This is a genomic window from Gluconobacter vitians (genome assembly GCF_015244565.1).
Taxonomy (GTDB): Bacteria; Pseudomonadota; Alphaproteobacteria; order Acetobacterales; family Acetobacteraceae; genus Gluconobacter; species Gluconobacter vitians.
In genome coordinates this window covers 120,237-139,337 of record NZ_JABCQG010000005.1, presented here as the reverse complement: position 1 = coordinate 139,337, position 19,101 = coordinate 120,237, and the positions used below count along the sequence as shown (strand labels likewise).

General features: G+C 61.7%; 21 protein-coding genes and 1 tRNA gene. 14 read left to right on the top strand and 8 right to left on the bottom strand.

Annotated elements, in window-relative coordinates:
- The first annotated feature begins 49 nt into the window (after positions 1–49).
- Complete coding sequence (gene rfaE1, locus HKD24_RS05815; RefSeq protein WP_194259415.1) at positions 50–1,510, top strand: D-glycero-beta-D-manno-heptose-7-phosphate kinase; 1,461 nt, start codon at positions 50–52, stop codon at positions 1,508–1,510.
- 33 nt (positions 1,511–1,543) lie between these two features.
- Positions 1,544–2,689, top strand: a complete 1,146-nt coding sequence (locus HKD24_RS05810) for an AGE family epimerase/isomerase (protein WP_194259414.1) — start codon at positions 1,544–1,546, stop codon at positions 2,687–2,689.
- A gap of 17 nt (positions 2,690–2,706) precedes the next feature.
- Here HKD24_RS05810 and HKD24_RS05805 read toward each other — a convergent pair whose 3' ends face one another.
- Positions 2,707–4,629, bottom strand: a complete 1,923-nt coding sequence (locus HKD24_RS05805; RefSeq protein WP_194259413.1) for a S9 family peptidase — start codon at positions 4,627–4,629, stop codon at positions 2,707–2,709.
- 150 nt (positions 4,630–4,779) lie between these two features.
- Here HKD24_RS05805 and HKD24_RS05800 point away from each other — a divergent pair, with 150 nt between their 5' ends.
- Entirely contained in the window at positions 4,780–5,379 is a 600-nt protein-coding gene (locus tag HKD24_RS05800) for a DedA family protein (protein WP_024716998.1), read from the top strand.
- Positions 5,380–5,402: 23 nt separating this feature from the next.
- The gene (locus HKD24_RS05795; protein ID WP_194259412.1) at positions 5,403–6,374 is read left to right on the top strand and encodes an SDR family oxidoreductase; all 972 of its coding nucleotides are present in this window, start codon (positions 5,403–5,405) and stop codon (positions 6,372–6,374) included.
- Between the two features lie 117 nt (positions 6,375–6,491).
- On the opposite strand, the gene hemJ is transcribed toward HKD24_RS05795, so the two are convergent.
- From hemJ to hemE, 3 genes are read right to left on the bottom strand one after another with little or no spacing between them, the layout of a single operon-like run.
- Positions 6,492–6,938 (bottom strand): protoporphyrinogen oxidase HemJ, encoded by a 447-nt coding sequence (gene hemJ, locus HKD24_RS05790; RefSeq protein ID WP_011252598.1) that lies wholly within the window; start codon positions 6,936–6,938, stop codon positions 6,492–6,494.
- Complete coding sequence (locus HKD24_RS05785; protein WP_194259411.1) at positions 6,935–7,639, bottom strand: HAD family hydrolase; 705 nt, start codon at positions 7,637–7,639, stop codon at positions 6,935–6,937. The genes hemJ and HKD24_RS05785 overlap by 4 nt, the downstream gene beginning before the upstream one ends.
- An 8-nt stretch (positions 7,640–7,647) precedes the next feature.
- A complete protein-coding gene (gene hemE / locus HKD24_RS05780; RefSeq protein ID WP_041112700.1) occupies positions 7,648–8,709 on the bottom strand; it encodes a uroporphyrinogen decarboxylase in 1,062 nt (353 codons plus the stop codon).
- A gap of 353 nt (positions 8,710–9,062) precedes the next feature.
- On the opposite strand from hemE, the gene HKD24_RS05775 reads away from it, so the two are divergent.
- From HKD24_RS05775 to galE, 4 genes are all read left to right on the top strand, one after another.
- Positions 9,063–9,674: a Maf family protein gene (locus HKD24_RS05775; RefSeq protein WP_194259410.1), complete on the top strand. Its 612-nt coding sequence runs from the start codon at positions 9,063–9,065 to the stop codon at positions 9,672–9,674.
- A 90-nt stretch (positions 9,675–9,764) separates the two neighbouring features.
- Positions 9,765–9,840 (top strand) — tRNA-Ala (locus HKD24_RS05770).
- 201 nt (positions 9,841–10,041) lie between these two features.
- Positions 10,042–10,479 (top strand): DUF2501 domain-containing protein, encoded by a 438-nt coding sequence (locus HKD24_RS15540; protein WP_322783286.1) that lies wholly within the window; start codon positions 10,042–10,044, stop codon positions 10,477–10,479.
- Between the two features lie 79 nt (positions 10,480–10,558).
- Positions 10,559–11,548, top strand: coding sequence for a UDP-glucose 4-epimerase GalE (gene galE, locus HKD24_RS05760; protein WP_062510779.1), 990 nt, complete (start codon positions 10,559–10,561; stop codon positions 11,546–11,548).
- Here galE and HKD24_RS05755 read toward each other — a convergent pair.
- The gene (locus HKD24_RS05755) at positions 11,545–12,027 is read right to left on the bottom strand and encodes a YbaK/EbsC family protein (RefSeq protein ID WP_194259468.1); all 483 of its coding nucleotides are present in this window, start codon (positions 12,025–12,027) and stop codon (positions 11,545–11,547) included. The two genes, galE and HKD24_RS05755, sit on opposite strands and share 4 nt — an antisense overlap.
- 101 nt (positions 12,028–12,128) lie before the next feature.
- Between HKD24_RS05755 and HKD24_RS05750 the strand changes: the two genes are divergently transcribed.
- From HKD24_RS05750 to HKD24_RS05735, 4 genes are all read left to right on the top strand, one after another.
- Positions 12,129–12,536: a lytic transglycosylase domain-containing protein gene (locus tag HKD24_RS05750; RefSeq protein WP_194259409.1), complete on the top strand. Its 408-nt coding sequence runs from the start codon at positions 12,129–12,131 to the stop codon at positions 12,534–12,536.
- A gap of 72 nt (positions 12,537–12,608) precedes the next feature.
- Complete coding sequence (locus HKD24_RS05745) at positions 12,609–13,496, top strand: metal ABC transporter solute-binding protein, Zn/Mn family (protein ID WP_228124194.1); 888 nt, start codon at positions 12,609–12,611, stop codon at positions 13,494–13,496.
- On the top strand, positions 13,483–14,172 hold the full coding sequence (locus tag HKD24_RS05740) for an ATP-binding cassette domain-containing protein (RefSeq protein WP_194259408.1): 690 nt from the start codon (positions 13,483–13,485) through the stop codon (positions 14,170–14,172). The genes HKD24_RS05745 and HKD24_RS05740 overlap by 14 nt, the downstream gene beginning before the upstream one ends.
- Complete coding sequence (locus HKD24_RS05735; RefSeq protein ID WP_194259407.1) at positions 14,159–14,965, top strand: metal ABC transporter permease; 807 nt, start codon at positions 14,159–14,161, stop codon at positions 14,963–14,965. The genes HKD24_RS05740 and HKD24_RS05735 overlap by 14 nt, the downstream gene beginning before the upstream one ends.
- On the opposite strand, the gene HKD24_RS15455 is transcribed toward HKD24_RS05735, so the two are convergent.
- Positions 14,952–15,080 carry a hypothetical protein gene (locus tag HKD24_RS15455; RefSeq protein WP_265589047.1) on the bottom strand — a complete coding sequence of 43 codons (129 nt, stop codon included), beginning with the start codon at positions 15,078–15,080 and terminating at the stop codon, positions 14,952–14,954. The two genes, HKD24_RS05735 and HKD24_RS15455, sit on opposite strands and share 14 nt — an antisense overlap.
- A gap of 120 nt (positions 15,081–15,200) precedes the next feature.
- Between HKD24_RS15455 and HKD24_RS05730 the strand changes: the two genes are divergently transcribed.
- Positions 15,201–16,685, top strand: coding sequence for a sugar porter family MFS transporter (locus tag HKD24_RS05730; RefSeq protein WP_194259406.1), 1,485 nt, complete (start codon positions 15,201–15,203; stop codon positions 16,683–16,685).
- Between the two features lie 34 nt (positions 16,686–16,719).
- Complete coding sequence (locus tag HKD24_RS05725) at positions 16,720–17,160, top strand: HIT family protein (RefSeq protein ID WP_194259405.1); 441 nt, start codon at positions 16,720–16,722, stop codon at positions 17,158–17,160.
- Here HKD24_RS05725 and HKD24_RS05720 read toward each other — a convergent pair.
- Entirely contained in the window at positions 17,152–18,090 is a 939-nt protein-coding gene (locus tag HKD24_RS05720; protein ID WP_194259404.1) for a glycosyltransferase, read from the bottom strand. The two genes, HKD24_RS05725 and HKD24_RS05720, sit on opposite strands and share 9 nt — an antisense overlap.
- Before the next feature lie 111 nt (positions 18,091–18,201).
- Positions 18,202–19,101 carry a dTDP-4-dehydrorhamnose reductase gene (gene rfbD / locus HKD24_RS05715; RefSeq protein ID WP_194259403.1) on the bottom strand — a complete coding sequence of 300 codons (900 nt, stop codon included), beginning with the start codon at positions 19,099–19,101 and terminating at the stop codon, positions 18,202–18,204.

Sequence of the window (19,101 nt, the reverse complement as noted above, 5' to 3'; positions counted from 1 at the left end):
GTTCCTTTTCCTCTCCGCTTCTTGTGTCCCTGCCCCATGGAAGACAGTCATGATCCAGGACTTTGATTTCGGTCGCGTCGTCATCATTGGAGACGTTGTTCTTGACTGTTACGTGCATGGTTCTGTTGATCGTATCTCGCCGGAAGCACCGGTTCCCGTATTGCTCCGGGCGAAACATACAGCCGTTCCGGGGGGCGCTGCGAATGTTGCCATGAATGCCGCAGCACTGGGATGCGATGTGGTTCTGATCGGGCTGATCGGGACAGATGCTTCCGGCGAAATGCTGAAAGAGGCCCTGCGGTTACAGCCGAATATTGATGTTTCGGGTCTGGTTGAAGACGCTGACTGGACGACGATCACGAAGACCCGTGTGCTGAGCGGCCGGCAGCAGATTGTCCGGATCGATGAAGAGCATGTCAGGGCGCTTTCGGTAGAAACCCGCAGACGCCTTATGGAAAAGATTGCCGAAGCAACGGCCTCGGCGGATGTGGTGGTGTGTTCCGATTATGCGAAAGGCGTGCTTGGCGACGAGGTCGTCCGGTTTGCCATTGATACGGCGAATGCGCGGGATGTGCCCATTATCGTCGATCCGAAACGTCGTGATTTCTCGGTTTACCGGGGTGCGACCTTAGTGACGCCCAATCGCGGTGAACTTGCGGCCGCGACAAACCTTCCGGTCCGGACTGACAGCGAGATCGCGGAGGCGGCCCACTGCATTGCCCGGCAGTTCGGGGGCGATGTGCTCGTCACCCGTTCGGAAGAAGGCATGACGCTGTTTCGGACGAATGGCGAAACCGTTCATTCACAGGCCCGCAAGTCGGAAGTCTATGATGTGTCCGGGGCGGGCGATACCGTGGTTGCGACGATCGCCAGCGTGATTTCCGCCGGGCAGGATCTCGAAACCGCCATCGTCATTGCCACGAATGCCGCATCCATCGTCGTCTCCAAGCTGGGGACGGCGACAGTGTCACGCTCGGAACTCAGTGCGGTCCTGCTGGCGAACATGCGTGAAAACGGTGCTCTCGTGGACGTTGAGCGTGCTGCGCTTATCGTTGAGGAATGGCATCATCACGGGGCGCGGATCGTATTCACCAATGGCTGCTTTGACCTGATCCATCCGGGACATATCTCGCTGCTTCGCTCGGCGGCCCAGCAGGGTGACAGACTTGTGGTCGCCATTAACAGCGACGCCTCGGTTTCGCGTCTCAAAGGGCCGACACGGCCGCTTCAGGATGAACAGGCGCGCGCTACGGTGATCGGCGCACTGCGTTATGTCGATCTTGTCGTGATCTTTAACGAGGATACGCCTCTTGAGACGATCAGGGCCCTGCGGCCGGATGTGATCGTAAAGGGCGCGGATTATCAGGAGGACGAGGTCGTGGGCGGTGAATTCGTCAAATCCTATGGCGGGGCGGTGGTTCTTGTGGACCTCGTCTCCGGTCGCTCCACCACGTCGATCGTGCGGAAGATGCTCCCAGCGGCCACGGGTCCGGCACCCACAGAATCCTGAAATTTACAGACCATCATGCAGAAAGACATTCCCATGACTATTGCCGCTTCGTCTGCCGCTTCGTCGCTTGCCTGGCGGGACTGGCTGGCGTCGAAGGCGCTTCCCTTATGGACGACCAGCGGCTTCGATCCGCGACGGAACCTGTTTCATGAGCGTCTGTCATGGGATGGCACGCCGATCCGCATGGACGCGCTCCGCCTCATGGTGCAGGCGCGTCAGGTCGCGACCTGTTACCGTGCATCGCTTGACGGGCTTTATGACGCGACGTCCAAGGCAGAGGCCTGTTTGGAAACGATGGAGCGGCTTTATCATCGCAGGGACGGCGCGCCCGGATGGGTCTTTTCGATCGGTCCTGATGACAGGCCCGCAGATTGCAGGCGCGACCTCTATGCGCATGCCTTTGTGCTCTATGCCTGTGCGTGGTCCATCCGTGCAGGAGGGCCTGTCCGGCTCGCGCGGGAAACGGCCGATGAGGTCCGGACCATTTTTGCAGCGCATAATGATGGCTTTCTGGATGCCGTGCCCCCCGTGGACAGTCTGCGTCGCCAGAATCCGCATATGCATCTTCTGGAAGCCTACCTGGCTCTTTTCGAGGCGACGCAGGACGAGTTCTATCTTGCAGAAGCCCGGGAAATGGCGGAGTTGGCGCTCAGGCATCTGATCGAACCGCGTTCGGGGCTGCTGCTTGAGTTTTTCGATGCGGACTGGAAACCGGCCGAGAAAGCCGGCAGCAATCGCGTCGAGCCCGGACATCTTTTTGAATGGTCCTGGCTTCTGGGTGAGTATCTCCGGCTTGCGTCTCCTGACGCCGCCAAGACCCGGCATTTCAGGGACGCGGCAGAACATCTGTATCAGGTCGGAGCAAAGAAGGGGCGCGACCGGGCTACAGGTCTGGTGTTCGACGCGATGACCGAGGATGGGGATGTCTTTGAACATTCAACCAGAATCTGGCCGCAGACCGAACTCATTCGTCTGCTTTGCCAGCGGGCGAAACATCAGGGTGGAACGCTGGATGAGGCGGCGCAGCTCGGGGAGCGTTTCCTGTCCGGATATGCGCCGGACCGTCTGAAGGGTGGCTGGGTTGACCGTCTGAATGCCAGTGGCGCGCCTCTGGTCGATTACATGCCGGCCAGTTCGCTTTATCACATCTACAATGCAGGCCGGGAATTCATCCTGTAATTCCCGGCCTGTCGAAGTCAGTGACTGAAAACCTGCTGGTAGAAGGCGAGTTCCCTTTGCAGGGCGTCTTCTATGGTTTCGCGGGCGCGGAAGCCGTGGGCTTCCTCGGGATAGACGTGCAGGGCGGAATGTTCCAGTTTTGTGCGCATGGACTCCGCCTGTGAGAGGGGGACGACCCTGTCTGCGCCGCCATGCAGGAACAGGACGGGAACGGTAATGCCCTCAACCTGCGTGATGGGAGAACGTTTCAGATACACGGCCTCGTCTTCCGGATAGGGACCGATCAGGCCGTCCAGATAGCGGGCCTCGAATTTGTGCGTTTCTTCGGCGAGGGCACGCAGGTCCGTGACACCGTAGAGGGAGGTTCCTGCGGCGAAGAGGTCCGACTGGGCGAGAGCGCCGAGGACGGTCAGGCCGCCGGCGCTGCTGCCGCGGATGACGCAGCGGGCCGGATCGGCGAGGCCACGGTCGAGCACGGCCTGCACGCCTGCGAGGCAGTCTTCGATATCCGCGACGCCCCACTGTCCGTCCAGAGCTTCGCGATAGACACGGCCGAAGCCGGTTGAGCCGCGATAATTCACGTCGAGGACAGCGAAGCCGCGCGAGGTCCACCACTGCACCTTGAAGGCGAAGGATGGATTGGCACGGCCGGTCGGGCCGCCATGAGCCATGACGACGAGCGGGGGTTTTTCGCCGGGCTGAAGCGCGCTGGAGCTGCTGGCGGGGGCGTAGAAAAGCGCGTGGGCTTCGGCACCGTTGGCGGTCGGGAAAGTCAGGGGGGTGGGCGTTGCGATATCGGCTTTTGTCACGCCGGGCGGGAGCGTGACGCTGGTGCGGAAGCGGTCATACGGCTCACCGGGACGGCCGACGGCGATGGCGGCTGGCGCGTCGGTCAGGGCGTCGATCCATGCGAAGCGTCCGTCTTCGAGCGGTTGCGGGACATTGACGGGGGTGCCGAGGGAGACGTCCGTCCAGTGTCCGTTGTCTTCCAGCAGGACATGATTGAGACCTTGGCGGATGCCGAGGGCCAGCAGTCTGCTTCCAGACAGCGGGGCCATGGTGCGTTGACCGAAGACCCAGTGGGGCAGGCCGATTTCGGCGTTGGCGCCATCGAGGCTGTGTGGGTGCCAGCCAGTGTCGTCATGGGAAAAGCGGATGGGGGTCCAGCGGCCCGAGGCGTCGGACGTGGCGTAGAGCGTGCCGTCAGAGGACCAGCAAGGCTCGATGATACTGCACTGTTCCGGGCCGGTCAGGTCGGTGACGGGGCCGAGTGTGCCGGTTGTGCGATCGAAGGGAGCGACGGAGAGATTGGTGACGGTCCAGGGCATGGCGGGGTCGTTCCAGCTGAACCAGGCGAGGAAACGTCCGTCGGGTGAGGGGCGGGGGGCAGCGTAGAAATCCGCGCCTTTGGCCAGCACGGTTTCGCGCCCGTCGGGCTGAACGTGAACGAGGGCTGCGACGGGCACGCCTTCGCCGTGGCTTTCGCGCACGCAGAACACGGCATCGGAGACAGGGTCGAAGGTCAGGTCGGCGTAGCGGTGTTCGGGATTTTCGCCTGCCTGTGCCCATTGTGTGGCGGTGGTGCCGTCGTTGAACCAGAGGCCGCCGAGTTTGCGGTCGCTGAAGACGACCTGCGGGGTGCCGTTCTTCAGGCGGACATCCCATGCGCCGCCGCCATATTCGTGCACGCGGGTGCCGACCGAATATCCGGCCGGGATCAGATCGCGGATGTGACCTTCGGGGTCGCGGGCGGTGATGACGGAGCGGCCCTGTTCATCCGGGCGGCTTTCGAGCCAGATGATCCAGTTTCCAGCCATGCGCAGTTCGGAGAAGGACAGGGTGCGGCCGGCCACGAGTTCGGGCGTGACCCAGGACGGCCAGTTTCCGGAAGTAAATGCGGGAGCGCGGGGGGAAACTGTGGGTATAGGCGATGTCGTCATTTTTCATCCTGTCTCCGATGCCGTAGTATCGTAACCGGCGGCCTTCCTTTCCGCCACAGCTTGAACGGGACCAGGACACTGTTTCACCTCAGTCATTTTCTCGACCACCTGCTGGTGCATTACGGCTACGGCGTCGTGGGCGTCATCGTCATGTTCGAGAGCATGGGCCTTCCCCTTCCGGCGGAAAGCGTCATCATCGCAGCCTCGCTCTATGCGGGCAGTACCCATCATCTGGAAATCCGCTGGATTGCCCTGGCCGCCGTGCTCGGCGCCATCATGGGCGACAATATCGGGTATCTGATCGGTCATCACTTCGGTTACGGCATTCTGAAAAAGCACGGCCACAAGGTCGGCATGACGGAAGAGCGGCTGATGCTGGGGCGCTATCTGTTCCGCAAGCATGGCGGGATCGTCGTGTTCCTCGGCCGCTTCATCGCGGTGCTGCGTGTGTTCGTGGCGCTGCTGGCCGGAGCGAACCGGATGCCCTGGCATTCGTTTCTGTTCTTCAATGCGATGGGCGGCATCTGCTGGGCGGGAGGCTATGCCTTCGTGACCTATGAACTGGGCAAGCAGATCGAGAAGATCTCGGGGCCCGTGGGTGTGGTCATGGCCATTCTGGGGGTGAGCTGTCTGATCGGGGGGCTCATCTTTCTCAAGAAGAACGAGAAGCGCCTGACGGATGAGGCCCTCAAGGAAGCCGAAGCGGATGAAAAACGCGACGAGGCCCGCGCAGAGACGAAACCGAGCTGACCCACACTGGAAGGACAGACCCGATGACACAGACCGCCGCACCCGCCTGGTCCACGGATTCTCTTGAACGTCTGGACGGGAAGACGGCGCTCATTACCGGATCAACGGGGGGTCTGGGCTTCGAGGTCGCCTGCGGGCTGGCAAAGCAGGGTGCTGCGATCCTTCTGAGCGGGCGCAATCATGACAAGGGGCAGGCGGCTCTGGCGCGGCTGCATGAGCGGGTGCCGTTCGTAAAAGCACGGTTCGAGCTGCTGGATCTGGCGTCACTGGCCGGGATCGAGGCGTTTGCGTCTGCCATGCGCAGCCGGGGCGAGCCGATCCATCTTCTGGCGAACAATGCCGGGGTCATGGGGCCCGCGACGCGGCTGACGACAAAGGACGGGTTCGAGCTTCAGTTCGGGACCAATTATCTCGGGCATTTTGCGCTGACCGGACGGCTGCTTCCTCTGCTGGCGGCGGGGAATGCCACAGTCATGACAGTGGCGTCCCTGGCGGCGCTGAAGGGGGAAATCCCGTTCGGCGATCTGAACGCGCGGCATTCGTATAATCCGATGGTCCGTTACCGGCAGAGCAAGCTGTGCAATCTGCTGTTTGCGCTGGAGCTGAACCGCCGGGCGCTCAAGGCGCCCTGGCCCATCCATTCGCGGGCCGCGCATCCGGGCTGGGCGGCGAGCGATATCGTCGCCAATAACGGCAGTCTCGATCAGTCCGCCAACAAGGCGGCGCGGTTCATGCGGGGGCTGGCGCGGCGTGTGGCCGGGCCGGTGTTTCATGCCATGGGCCAGACGGTCGAAGAAGGCGCCTGGCCGCTGCTCTATGCGCTGGCCAGTCCGGAAGCTCGGGATGGCGGCTATTACGGGCCGCAGGGTCCGGGAGAGCGCCGGGGCGTGCCGGGGATCGCCGGACTGCCCGCTCTGGCGCATGTACCCGAACTGGCGGAGCGTCTGTGGACCGTCTCCGAACAGATGACGGGCGTGAAATACGGACTGCTCTGAGACGAATAAAAGTTTTTGGGTGTCGCCTTTTTTCAAAAAGGTGACGTTCTTTGACGCTTTCTGGCTTTGAAGCTTTTTGGAAAAAGCTTCACCAAAAACTTTTATTCGGGACCTTTCTCAGGGGCGGACGATGATCATGATGACGATGATCATCATCAGGATCGTGGGGACCTCGTTGGCGATCCGATAGAACTTTTCGGGGTGCTGGTTGCGGTCTTCGGCGAAGGCGCGACGCCAGGCCCCGCAGGCGCCGTGAAACCCGGCGAGCCCCAGAACGCAGATCAGCTTCGTCCACCACCAGCCGGCGTTCCAGTCGATCAGACCGGGAATGGAAGCCAGCGCGCCGCCGGCGAGGAAGGTTACGATCATGGCCGGAGTCATGATCTGGCGCAGGAGCTTGCGCTCCATGACCTTGAACCGCTCGCTCTCGGCCGAACCCGGTACCACCTGACAGTGATAGACATACAGGCGCGGCAGATAGAACGTCCCGGCCATCCAGGCGATGAACGCCATGATGTGCAAGGACAGGATCCAGCTCTGATAGGTCGCGAGAAAGTCGGTCATGCGTGTTTCTGGCTTTCCAGCGTCCGGCGGAGCAGGGGTACCAGCTCGTCCAGATGCGTGATGCGGACGGAGCCTTTGACGGGCCAGAACGGGGGCAGGGGCACATCATCGGGCCGAAGAAGCACACAGGCCATGCCGGCCTTCCAGGCCGCTTCCGCACCGGTATTACTGTCTTCGATGACGACACAGTTTTCTGGCAGTACACCCTCGGCCTTTGCGGCGTACAGATAGACGTCCGGAGCGGGTTTGGGACAGCCCATGTCATTGGCGGAATGGATGCGGTTTTCGGGGAAATACTGCGACATTCCGGTGCGATCGAACTTGGCTTCCATCTCCCGGACGGAAGAATTGGAGCCGACGCGAACCGGCATTCCCAAAGCCCGCACGCCTGCCAGCATTTCGAGCGCTCCGCTTACGGGTTCTGCGCTTTTTCGCATCATCTGTACGAGATTTTCGCGCAGTTTGAATGCCGTTTCTTCCGGCAGGGAATGCCCGAGTTCCTGCTCGAGTTCTCTCACGATCTGCGGCAGGGCCTTGCCTGCAAAACGCTTATGCGCCTCGTCATCGGAAATGGACAGCCCCTTGGAGCGGGCGAATTCCGCCGTAGCCCGGCAGGACGGGCCTTCGCTGTCCACGAGAACGCCGTCGCAGTCGAAAATGACCAGTTTCAGCTGGCCTGCCGGGTCGAGGGCGGTTGTCATACCGCCCGTCATACCGAGCGTACCGCCTCGACGAGGGCCGCCACGTTTTCAGGTGGCGTGTGCTGCATGACGCCGTGTCCGAGATTGAAAACATGCGGTTTTCCGCGCATCGCGTCCCGGATGGCCTGGGCTTCACGCACCATTGTTTCGCCGCCGGAGAACAGGATCATCGGATCCATGTTGCCCTGAAGCGTCAGGCCGGGGCGGACTTCGGAGACCAGTTCGGAGATCTGGGCCGGGTCGGCGACGGTGTCGAGGGCGAGCGTGTTGACGCCGGTTTTCTGCGCATATTCGCGGACCATGATGCCGCCAAGGCGCGGGAAACCGATGATCGGGGTTTTGGGGTGACGGGCGCGGATGTACTCGACGATCTGGCGCGTCGGCTCGATCACGTAGCGACGGAACGCGGAAGGGGGCAGGATTCCGGCCCAGGAATCGAACAGCATCACGGCTTCCGCACCGGCTTCGATCTGGCCACAGAGCATCTCGGCGGTACTCGAGGTCAGGGTGTCGATCAGGCGATCGAACAGGGCCGGGTTGGTCTGCATCATGCGGCGGGTTTCGGCGAAATCCCGCGATCCACCGCCCTCGACCATGTAGCAGGACACCGTAAACGGGCTGCCTGCGAAGCCCAGAAGTGTCGTGACGTCCGGAAGCTCTTTTGTGAGGCGGGACAACGTCTCGCGCACGGGTGCGACGGCGTCCTGTACGCGCTTCGGGTCCAGTCTGGCGAGGTCGGCTTCAGAGCGGATGGCACCGAGCACGGGACCGCGTCCGTCAATGAATTCAAGGGACTGACCCATGGCCCAGGGCAGGATCAGGATGTCGGAAAACAGGATGGCGCCGTCCATGCCGTAGCGGCGGATCGGCTGGATCGTCAGCTCGGTGGCCATGTCCGGGGTCATGCACCGGGTCAGGAAGTCGGCCCTGTCGCGCATGGCGCGGAATTCGGGGAGATATCGGCCTGCCTGACGCATGAGCCAGACCGGAGGCGGCCAGACGGCTTCACCACGGAGGGCCCGCAGAAGCGGTTTCGACGAGGGTGAGGAAGGTGCGTTTTCCGAAATCATGCCGCCCACTAATCATAAAAGAAAAAAGAAAGAAATGCTGGAGGTTAAGATGATCCCTGTGGATACCGGGGTACCCGGCTTTCTGAAAATGTACCCCGTCTTACTCACACTGTGTACAACTCCGGAAGCCGCACTTTGCAAGGGAGTCGTTGATTCAATCCCGAATTGCCCACAGAGAGCCTGTGTACAACCCCCAGTTCCGGCTGGTGTACCGTACAATCCACGGTACTCGGTACTCCTTTCGCAAGGGCAGGTACTATCCCCATGTACCCCAGTACTGACGCAATCTCTTCACCGGGTGATCCGCAGTACTCGTCCCTGTTCCAACAGTCGATAGTACGGAGTCGTACTTCATGATGTCTTTCAGTACTTCCCTCATTCTTGCCAGCGGCTCTTCGGCCCGGCGGATGCTTCTCGAAAATGCGGGGCTTACGGTGCAGGCCCGCCCCGTCGATCTCGACGAGGAGGCGTTACGGCGATCCTGTGAAGAGCAGGGGCACACGCTGTCCCAAACAGCCATCGCGCTGGCGGATGCGAAAGCCAATCTTGCGACGCGGGATGTGGGGTTTGATGAACTGACGGTTGCGGCGGACCAGATCCTCGATCTGGACGGGGTGGCGTTTGCCAAGCCGGGGTCTGTGGCTGAGGCGGCGGAGCATCTGCGCCGACTGCGGGGGCGGACGCATATCCTGCGCACGGCGGTCGTTCTCTATAAGGGGGGCGAGAAAGTCTGGGAGTATCTGGCGTCGCCGCGTCTGACGATGCGGGATTTCTCTGACGATTTCCTGAAGGCCTATCTGGAGCGGGAAGGGTCGGCGATCCTGTCCTGTGTGGGAGCGTATCGGCTTGAAGGCCCGGGGATACAGCTTTTTTCGGCTGTCGAGGGGGCGCAGGATGCCGTGATGGGACTGCCGCTGTTGCCGCTGCTGGAGGAACTGCGGGAGCTGAAGGTTCTTGCGGCCTAAAAAATCTGCTTTTCAGGCTTGTCAGGGCGAAATCATGACGATATACCGCCCTCATCCGGTCCCGTCCCAAAGGGGCCGCCTGAAACATGTGGGGCCATAGCTCAGTTGGGAGAGCGCCTGAATGGCATTCAGGAGGTCGTCGGTTCGATCCCGATTGGCTCCACCAGTTTCCTCCTTCTCCGAAAAATCGAGATGTTTCGTTCAGGCTCTGCCTCGCAGCAGCGTTGGTGCTTTGCCATGTCTGCGTGCTGTTCCGTGGCCGGACGAGGGTGGACCTTCGGGCCAGCTATGTTAGCGTGACTTTGGCAGCGACGGTTTCCAACTTCTGACAAATGCTGTCCTGAACGTTCTCTGAAGGAGAAATACAGTGCGTTATTCACACGGCGTATTTGCAGTTCTTGCAGCAGCTGGCCTCGTTGTTTCCTCGGCTCATGCCCAGTCCATCCCTGGCGTTGGTGGTGCGGGCAATGCCATGAGCGACATGTCGGGCATGAGTAATATGACCGGTGGCACCGGCATGATGGGCAGCATGCTGCCGAATGTGTCTTCTGCAAGCACGGGCAATGTTGCGGGTGTTCTGAGCTATTGTGTGCAGAACAACTATCTGAGCGGCAGCAGTGCGACATCGGCCCTGAGCAGCCTGACGGGCAAGCAGGACGTAACGTCTTCCAGCGATTACAAGGCCGGCCAGCAGGGCCAGCTTCTGACGGGAGGCACCAATCCGCTTTCGCTGTCGAGCCTCAAGGGGCAGATGAAGCAGAAGGTCTGCAGCATGATCCTCAACCGCGCGCAGAATCTGCTTTGATTTCAGGGTGATTGTCCGGCCTGTCGCGGTTCGGCCGTGGCGGGCTGGAGCCCCTTTTGAAAAAAGGACTATTGGATCAGTGAAGTATCTCGTTACGGGGGGGGCCGGATTTGTCGGCAGTCATCTGGCACAGGCTCTGGTTGATGCCGGGCATGATGTTGTCGTTCTGGATAATCTGAGCACGGGCCATCGGGCAGCTGTGCCGCAGGGTGCGCAGTTCCTGCAGGTCGATCTGGCAGATGCGGACGCGACGGACCGGGCGGTGGCGTCGGGGCAGTGGGATGCGGTTCTGCACTTTGCCGCACTGTCGCTTGTCGGCGAGAGCATGAGCCAGCCATTTCTCTATCTGCGGCGCAATTACATCACGGCGCTGAATCTGATTGAAGCCTGCACACGACATGGCGTGAAGCGCTTTGTCTTTTCCTCGACGGCGGCGCTGTTTGGCGGGGATGACCGGCCACCGCTGATTGCGGCGGATGCGCCTGTTGATCCGGGATCACCCTACGGCGAAAGCAAATATCTGATCGAGCGTGCACTGGTCTGGGCGGACCGGATCTGCGGTATGAAGAGTGCATGTCTGCGTTATTTCAATGCGGCGGGGGCGGATGCAAAGGGACGTCTGGGCGAGGATCACCGGCCTGAGACGCATCTGATTCCGCTGACGATCGATGCGGCCCTGGGGCGCCGGGCCGGGCTGAAGCTGTTCGGGAATGATTATCCGACCCGTGATGGCACCTGTGTGCGCGATTATATTCATGTGAGTGATCTGGCGGATGCGCATATCCGCGCCATGAGCCAGCTTGATGAGCGGTCGGTCACCTATAATCTGGGCAACGGTCTGGGCTTTACCAATCTGGAAGTGGTCCAGAGCGTCGAGCGCGTCAGTGGCCGGAAAGTGCCCTGGGAGTGGGCGCCGCGGCGTGGGGGCGATCCGGCTGTTCTGGTGGCGGATTCCACGGAGATCCGCCGGGAAACGGGGTGGGACCCGCGTTTCAGCCAGCTGGATGATATCGTCGAGACGGCCCTGCGCTGGCGCGTGGACCATCCGAACGGATATGGCGCGGCCTAAAGCGGCTTGACCAGATCGGCCACGATCCCGTTCGTGGCGGTCAGGGCATCCTGGGGCGAAAGTTCGATCAGGAGGCCCTGACTTCCGCCATTGATGACGACGGGGGGGCCGTCCATACCGCACTGCTCGAAGGCAGTGGGGACTGTGCTGCGCTGGCCGAAGGGGCTGACGCCGCCGATACGGTAGCCTGTGCGCTGTTCGGCATCGGGACGGGAGAGCATCTTGGCCTTCCGGCCTCCGAAGGCCTGCGCCACGAGAGCAAAATCGAGTTCACGGTCCGCGGGCAGCACCACGCAGGCGGGGCGGCCATCAATCTGCACCATCAGGGTCTTGAGAACATGATCCGGCGACAGGCCCAGCGCGGCAGCAGCCGCCACGCCGAGTTTTCCGGCCGAGGGATCGTAGTCATAGACATGGCGCTCATAGGAGATGCCGAGGGCATCCAGCGTCAGGGTTGCGGAAGTATCCGGAACACTCATCCTCATGTCCTTTGCCATCATCACGAGGTGTTCAGGATGGCAGGCGAGGGCGGCTGATGCTAGGGTCGGACTCATGATTCAACAGCGCTCCATCCGTAACCATGGCCGCTAGTGTGCTGGCCTGCATGCTGGCTTCGGCCCTGCATTACCGGCTGCCGCCGCGCATTCTGCCTGCGATCCAGCGGGTCGAAGGCGGTGTGATGGGTCATGTCAGCACGAATACGGACGGGTCGGTTGATATCGGGCTCATGCAGATCAATTCGCGCTGGATCCTGCCGATTGCCTCCATGATCCATCAGCCGGCGTCGCAGGTTGCGGCGCGACTGGCGCTTGATCCGTGTTTCAACGTAGCGGCGGCGGCCATGATCCTGCGCAGGGCGCTGGATGACGAACGGGGAAATCTCATGAAGGCGATCGGGGATTATCATTCCCGGACCTTGCCGCTCAATCTGGATTACCAGCGCAAGGTCGTGGCGGCGGCCGCTGCGCTCTATCTGCGTCGGGGATGAAGCCCGGCAGGGTGGTCAGGTGCTATGTGTTACTTTATAACGCCTGAGCCTTAGATCCCTTCCCCGAGGAAAATGATGCGTTCTTTCCCGGCTTTTCTGCTGGCTGGCCTGAGTCTGGGCAGTATTCTGGGCATTTCTGATGTTGCTCAGGCCGAGCCTTCCCAAACACCGGTGCGCGTGGTCTGTGCGGAAGCAGCCTGGTGTAATGTGGCGGCGCAGATCGGCGGGGCGGATGTGCAGACGCAGGCGCTTCTCGCCACACCCGGCATTGATCCGCATGATCTGACGCCCTCGCCTTCGATGGCGCGGGCCATGGCGGGGGCGACCATCGCAGTGGTGAACGGGGCGACCTATGATGACTGGGCGCTGCCATTTGCAGCATCCGCGCCCGGAAAAATCGTGGTGGCGGGTGTTGCCGGATGGCAGCCCGGCGATAATCCGCATCTCTTTCTCGATCCTGAGGCGGTTGGAAAGGTCGCGCATGTCTTTGCCGACATGCTGTCGCATCAGCCGGGGATTTCGGCCTCCGCCGTGGCTGGGCGGCTGGAGGCGTTCCTGAAGGAACTTGATGGTGTGAAGGCCCGTCTGGCCGCGATGAAGGCGCAGCATGAAGCCGTGCCCGTGGCGGCGGTGGAACCGGTGGGCGAGACGCTGCTTCGGGATGCAGGGCTGGATGTCGTGGACGAAAACTTTGCGCTGGCGATCATGAACCATGCGGAACCGTCGCCACGGGATGTGGCGCAGGTCGATACCATGATCGACGGACGAAAGGTGCGGATGCTGATTACCAATCCGGCCATTCATTCTCCGCAGATCGATAGGCTGGTGGATCGGGCGCATGCGGCTGGCCTGCCGATTGTGGCGATTGGTGAGACGCTGCCTCCCGGCCAGTCCTGGCAGGGCTGGGTTTACGGGATTCTTCAGACGGTCGGACAGGCGCTGGGTGATGGTGGACACTGAAAGGGTCTGCTGTCAGCCAGAGCGGGGACTTGTCCTGCGGGATGTGACGCTGACGGCGGGTTCGACCTGCGTGTTGCGGGATGCGTCCCTGACGGTGCCGCTTTCGGGGATGACGCTTCTGTCCGGGCGGAACGGGGCCGGGAAGTCCACGCTCCTGCGGGCGATGCTGGGGCTGGTGCCGCTTCAGGAAGGCGAGATCCTGACCCATGGTCTGCCACCGGCGCAGGCGCGGCAGCATATCGGTTACATGCCGCAGAGTGTGACGGATGCGGCCCTGCTGCTTCCGGCGGTCAGTCATGTCCGTGCGGCGGTAGATGGATTGTGCTGGGGTGTGCCGCTGCGTCTGCGACCGCGGCGGGAAGAGGCGGACCGGCTTCTTGCGCTGACCGGGGCTTCGGCGTTTGCGCATCGTCCGCTGGGGCTGTTGTCTGGCGGCGAGCGTCAGCGGGTGGGTCTGGCGCAGGCTCTGGCGGGGAATCCGGATCTGCTGCTGCTGGATGAGCCTCTGGCGGCGCTTGATCATGCGGGACAGGAGCAGACAGTGCGTCTGCTGGAGGATCTGACGGCGCGTCTGGGGATCGGGATTGTCCTGACGTCCCATGAAACCGAGGCGCTGGCGGGGGTCGTGACGCGGGTCGTGCAGCTTGTGGACGGGGGGCTGCATGTTCGAGTTTGATTTCATGCGCCATGCCTTTGTGGGTGCGGCGGTCGTCTCGGTTCTGGCGGGGACGGTTGGCTGGTTCCTGATGCTGCGGCGTCAGGCATTTGCGGCCCATGCGCTCTCGCATATCGGGTTCAGCGGTGCGGCCGGGGCGGTCTGGCTTGGTTTTCCGCCACTGTCGGGGATGGTGGTGTTCAGCCTGCTGGCCGGATTTGTCATCGGGGCCGAGCGCGAGGGGGAGCGCGGCATTCCAGCCCAGCGCGACAGCACGATCGGGCTTGTTCTGGCGGCCAGTCTCGGGCTTGGCGCCTGGTTCCTGCATATGAGCAACCGGGGCTCCAGTCTGGCGACCACGCTGCTGTTCGGCGATGTGCTGGGGATCGACGTGCCGACACTGGAGGCGCTGTGCGGTGTGGCCGTGCTGTGTCTGGGGCTGCTGGCATTTCTGGGGCGTCGGCTGCTGTTTGCCAGTCTGGCGCCGGAAGTGGCACGGGCGCGGGGTGTGCCGGCGCGGCTGGTCTCGGTCGTGTTCATGGCCGTGGCGGCACTGGCCTGCGCAGCGTGTGCGGAAGTGGCCGGCGCGCTTCTGGCGTTCAGTCTGATGATCGGGCCGGCTGCGACGGCTCTGAAGCTCGGGCTTGGGCCCCTGGCCGGGATTGCGCTCTCGGTCGGGCTGGCACTGGGGCTGTCATGGGGCGGGCTGATGCTGTCCTGGGTGACGGACGCGCCTGTTCCCTTCTGGATCGGGCTTGGAGCCGCCCTGTCCTACGCGCTGGCCGATCTGTGGCAGCGGCTCAGAAGTCGTTGAGACCAGACACCTTGAAGTGAATCAGCAGGATGAATGCGATGAGCATTACATGCATGATGATCAGCGCTTTTGTGCCAATGACCGGGACATCTTTGGTGGTATCGGGTGTTTGCATGATCGTATCCTGACGGGCTTGTGACAGAATAGTCAATCCTGATGGTATTTCACACAGAATTTCTGTTGGTTTTCTGCCCGGCCTGAAAAAACCATTCATTTTGTGATATGTTATGTTTCTATGGAAAACGATACGAAAACAGTCCAAACCGGACGGGAGCATATTGATCCCGCGTCCATCGAAGTTTCTCCCAACGCAAAGCTGATGCTGATTCTGGCGGCAGTTGTCGCTGCGATCTGCGGTGGCCTGTATGGCTATGATACGGGCATCATCTCCGGAACGCTGCCGCTGATCGGGGATGACTTCCGCCTGGGTGCCACCATGAAGGAGTGGGTTGCATCCGCCATTCTGCTCGGCGCCATCTTCGGTGCATTCGCGGCCGGAGGGCTTTCGGAGAAATTCGGACGCCGGAACACCACCTGCATGGTGAGTGGTCTGTTCGTGATCGGTGCTACGGCCTGTTCTCTGGCGCCGGATGTCTGGAGCCTGATTGCGGCGCGTTTCGTGCTGGGTCTGGCCGTGGGTGGTTCGACGCAGGTCGTGCCGATGTATATTTCCGAACTGGCGCCGCAGGAGCGTCGTGGCACGCTGGTCACGATGTTCAATGTCGCCATCGGTCTGGGCATCCTGATTGCCAACATCATCGGCTTCACCGAGCGGGTGAACTGGGGCTGGCGTCCGATGGTAGGCATTGCCGCCATTCCGGCGGCCATCGTGTTCGTCTCCATGTTCTTCATGCCCAAGAGCCCGCGCTGGGCGGCTGAAAATGAAGGTATGAAGAGTGCCATCATCCATCTTGGCCGGATCCGGACGACCAAGCGGGCCATCCGTCGCGAGGTGCACACCATCCGCGAGAATGCAGAGGGGATCGACCCGAAGAACCGTGGCTGGCGCGGTCTGTTCCAGCCCTGGGTTCGTCCGGCGCTCGTGGCCGCTCTTGGCGTTGCGTTCTTTACGCAGTGCGGCGGTCTGGAAATGATGATCTACTATACGCCGACCTTCCTGAATGATGCCGGGTTTGGCGCGTCCTCGGCCCTTCTGGCGTCGCTGGGTGTGGCGGTGATCTACTGCATCATGACGTTCCTGGGTTGCATGTTCGTGGACCGGATCGGCCGTCGTCGCCTGATGCTCATCATGGGGCCAGGGGCGGCGCTGTCGCTGGTCGGGCTTGGCGTGATGTTCATGAGCCATCCGGCACCGGGAAGTGTGGGCGCTTACATGATCGTCGCGTTCCTGCTGCTGTTCATGATGTTCAATTCCGGCGGTATCCAGGTCTGTGGCTGGCTGCTGGGCGCCGAGATGTTCCCGCTCTCCATGCGTGGACAGGCGACGTCGCTGCATGCTGCGACGCTGTGGGGGGCCGATCTGCTGGTGACCAGCACGGCGCTGAGCATGGCTGAAGCCATCGGGCTGAGCTGGACGATGTGGTTCTATGCGTTCGTGAACCTGGCATCCGTGATCTTCGTGTTCTTCTTCGTGCCGGAAACGGCCGGTGCGTCGCTTGAAGACATTGAAGAAGCACTGATTGAGAAGCGTTTCCGTCCCACGCCGGGGAATACCCGGATCGTGCAGAGCGATGATGAGGACGCCGAAGCCGCTGCATGATACGCTTTCCCCTTCACGCAGAAGGGGACTGACCATGACGGATGTTATCGCTCAGAGGGTTGCTGCCGCACGATGTGGCAGCAACCCTTCTGTTATCGGGCGTATGAAATCGGGCTGGCTGGTGATCGGGCAGACACAGCCTCTGCCAGGATACTGCCAGCTTCTGGCCGATCCGGTCGTGCCGACAATCAATGATCTTCAGGGCGAGGCCCGCACGCAGTATCTGACGGATATGGCGGCGGTTGGGGATGCGCTGCTGGCCGTGACCGATGCGGTGCGGATCAATTACGAGACCTGGTGCAATCTGGCGCCATCCCTGCACACGCATATTGTCCCGCGCTATGCTTCCGAAGATCCGGAGAAAGCCACGCGCCCGGCGGGGACGGTCTATGATTACGACGCCGCGCGGCCATTCAGTCCGGAGCAGGACGGGCCGTTCATGGAGGCCATGCGGCGGTTTCTGAAATTAGCGTGAAAACAGATACCAGAGCCGGAAGACTGTGCTTTCGGAGAACCGCTGGCGTCTGAGACTCCGGTATCTGAAAAGCGTGCACAGACGGGCGGGAAATGTCCGGGCTGCGGCAATGTCCTTCAGGAGGCGCAGGGCCTGCGGGGACAGGTTTTCCGACTGGCCCAGAAGATGGATCACGTTGGAGCGGAAAATGGTCATGAAGACTTTGGGGCCACGGCGGCAGGCCGCCCAGGCGCGTCTGATGAAGGAACCGGTTGCGCCGACTGTGTTGTGGGCGTGCTGGCGGTAGTAACTGACGCAGCGGTTGTCGAAAATGACCTCTCCGCCAGCCGCGGCCGTCAGGAGATAGGCCCACCAGTCATGCAGGACCGAGGGGGGCGGCGGGTTGTTCCGCATCAGTCTGTGTGTTGCGGCGTTCAGGAGAACGGTGTGACCCGTTGCGATATTCTGCGTCAGGGAAGCCGGAAAATCGGGCCTGCGACGCAGGAGAGCAGATTCCTGGCAGACTGTGAGATCCGCGTTCGTCAGATATTGTCTGGCGCAATACAGGGTCGGCCTGTCAGCCGGGCGCCGGCTGACGGCATCGAGGGCCCATTCCAGCTTCTGCGGTTCCCAGATGTCATCCTGATCGGCGAAGGCGACATAAGGCGTGTCGGGGATGGCATCAAGCAGATGGGCGTAGGAACCTGCTACGCCCAGCCGTTCGTGACGGGTGGTGATCTCGACGCAGCGCCCCTGTCCGGGACCAGCGGCAAAGATGCGCATTTTCTCGGGCGAAGAATCGCCTGAAGCATCATCACGCCAGTAGAGGATCCAGTCCGGATGGGTCTGGGCCAGGATGCTGGCAAGCTGTGCATCCAGATAGGTTTCGCCATTATAGAGCGACAGGAGAATGGCGATCTGGCGGGAAGATTCGGCCCTTTTCTGTGTCATGTTTCGGCACCCGGGCTTGAGGCCGAAAGAGGGGAAAAGGGGATCATTCGGACGCAACGGTAAAGATGGTGACAGACAGCTGCCCCTCCGCCGGGAAAGGCAGCCGACTGATCAGGCTTCGGAAAACAGCTTGTGAACAATGCGCGTCACGCTGTGGCGCCAGTCTGGCATCTTTACGCCAAAAATGCGATGGAGCTTCGAATTGTCCATCCGGGAGTCCTGCGGACGCTTGGCCGGCGTGGGCCAATCCTTGGTGCGGATGGCGTTGACCTGCGGCATGGTCTGGCCGTGCTTTGCGGCTTCTTCCAGCGCGGCGACGGCCAGGCCGTGCCATGTGGTTTCACCCGTTCCGCTGGCGTGGAAAATGCCACGGTATTCCGGCTTCCACCCATCGCGCTCGATCAGGGCGATGATGGCGAGAATGGCTTCGGCCAGATCGTCCGAGCTGGTCGGGTTGCCTTTCTGGTCGCCGACGACCTTGAGCACGGGATTCTTGGCACCCGCATTGATCATCGTGCGCACGAAGTTCTTGCCGTGGGCCGAATAGACCCAGGACGTGCGCAGGATGATGCTCTTGATGTTGGCGGTCAGGACGGCCTGTTCGCCTTCGGCCTTGGTGCTGCCATAGACCGTCTCGGGAGAGGTGGCGTCCTCTTCGGTGTAGGGCGTGCCCTTGTCACCGGAGAAAACATAGTCCGTCGAGACATGAATGAACGGGATGTCAGCCTTGGCGCAGGCTGCGGCCAGTGCTGCCGGGCCGGAATTATTGGCGTGTTCGGCGCCTTCCTTTTCCGTCTCGGCCAGATCGACAGCCGTCCATGCGGCCGCGTTTACAACCACGGAAGGCTTATATTTTTCGACCGTGGCGGCAATCGTTTCCGGGCGGTCGAAATCGAACTCCGGCCGGCCGACACGGATGATCCGCTCGTTGCCGAGGTTCTGAAGGGACGTCGCGAGCTGGCCGTTGCCACCCGTGACCAGAATTGGGCCTGTGGTGCTGGACATCGTCAT

Bases quoted from the DNA above. Each gene is read 5' to 3' on its own strand.
- rfaE1 (WP_194259415.1), top strand. From the start codon at position 50: ATGATCCAGGACTTTGATTTCGGTCGCGTCGTCATCATTGGAGACGTT.
- HKD24_RS05810 (WP_194259414.1), top strand. From the start codon at position 1,544: ATGACTATTGCCGCTTCGTCTGCCGCTTCGTCGCTTGCCTGGCGGGAC.
- HKD24_RS05805 (WP_194259413.1), bottom strand. From the start codon at position 4,629: ATGACGACATCGCCTATACCCACAGTTTCCCCCCGCGCTCCCGCATTT.
- HKD24_RS05800 (WP_024716998.1), top strand. From the start codon at position 4,780: ATGTTCGAGAGCATGGGCCTTCCCCTTCCGGCGGAAAGCGTCATCATC.
- HKD24_RS05795 (WP_194259412.1), top strand. From the start codon at position 5,403: ATGACACAGACCGCCGCACCCGCCTGGTCCACGGATTCTCTTGAACGT.
- hemJ (WP_011252598.1), bottom strand. From the start codon at position 6,938: ATGACCGACTTTCTCGCGACCTATCAGAGCTGGATCCTGTCCTTGCAC.
- HKD24_RS05785 (WP_194259411.1), bottom strand. From the start codon at position 7,639: ATGACAACCGCCCTCGACCCGGCAGGCCAGCTGAAACTGGTCATTTTC.
- hemE (WP_041112700.1), bottom strand. From the start codon at position 8,709: ATGATTTCGGAAAACGCACCTTCCTCACCCTCGTCGAAACCGCTTCTG.
- HKD24_RS05775 (WP_194259410.1), top strand. From the start codon at position 9,063: ATGATGTCTTTCAGTACTTCCCTCATTCTTGCCAGCGGCTCTTCGGCC.
- HKD24_RS05755 (WP_194259468.1), bottom strand. From the start codon at position 12,027: ATGAGTGTTCCGGATACTTCCGCAACCCTGACGCTGGATGCCCTCGGC.
- HKD24_RS05750 (WP_194259409.1), top strand. From the start codon at position 12,129: ATGGCCGCTAGTGTGCTGGCCTGCATGCTGGCTTCGGCCCTGCATTAC.
- HKD24_RS05745 (WP_228124194.1), top strand. From the start codon at position 12,609: ATGATGCGTTCTTTCCCGGCTTTTCTGCTGGCTGGCCTGAGTCTGGGC.
- HKD24_RS05740 (WP_194259408.1), top strand. From the start codon at position 13,483: ATGGTGGACACTGAAAGGGTCTGCTGTCAGCCAGAGCGGGGACTTGTC.
- HKD24_RS05735 (WP_194259407.1), top strand. From the start codon at position 14,159: ATGTTCGAGTTTGATTTCATGCGCCATGCCTTTGTGGGTGCGGCGGTC.
- HKD24_RS15455 (WP_265589047.1), bottom strand. From the start codon at position 15,080: ATGCAAACACCCGATACCACCAAAGATGTCCCGGTCATTGGCACAAAA.
- HKD24_RS05730 (WP_194259406.1), top strand. From the start codon at position 15,201: ATGGAAAACGATACGAAAACAGTCCAAACCGGACGGGAGCATATTGAT.
- HKD24_RS05725 (WP_194259405.1), top strand. From the start codon at position 16,720: ATGACGGATGTTATCGCTCAGAGGGTTGCTGCCGCACGATGTGGCAGC.
- HKD24_RS05720 (WP_194259404.1), bottom strand. From the start codon at position 18,090: ATGACACAGAAAAGGGCCGAATCTTCCCGCCAGATCGCCATTCTCCTG.
- rfbD (WP_194259403.1), bottom strand. From the start codon at position 19,101: ATGACGATGTCCAGCACCACAGGCCCAATTCTGGTCACGGGTGGCAAC.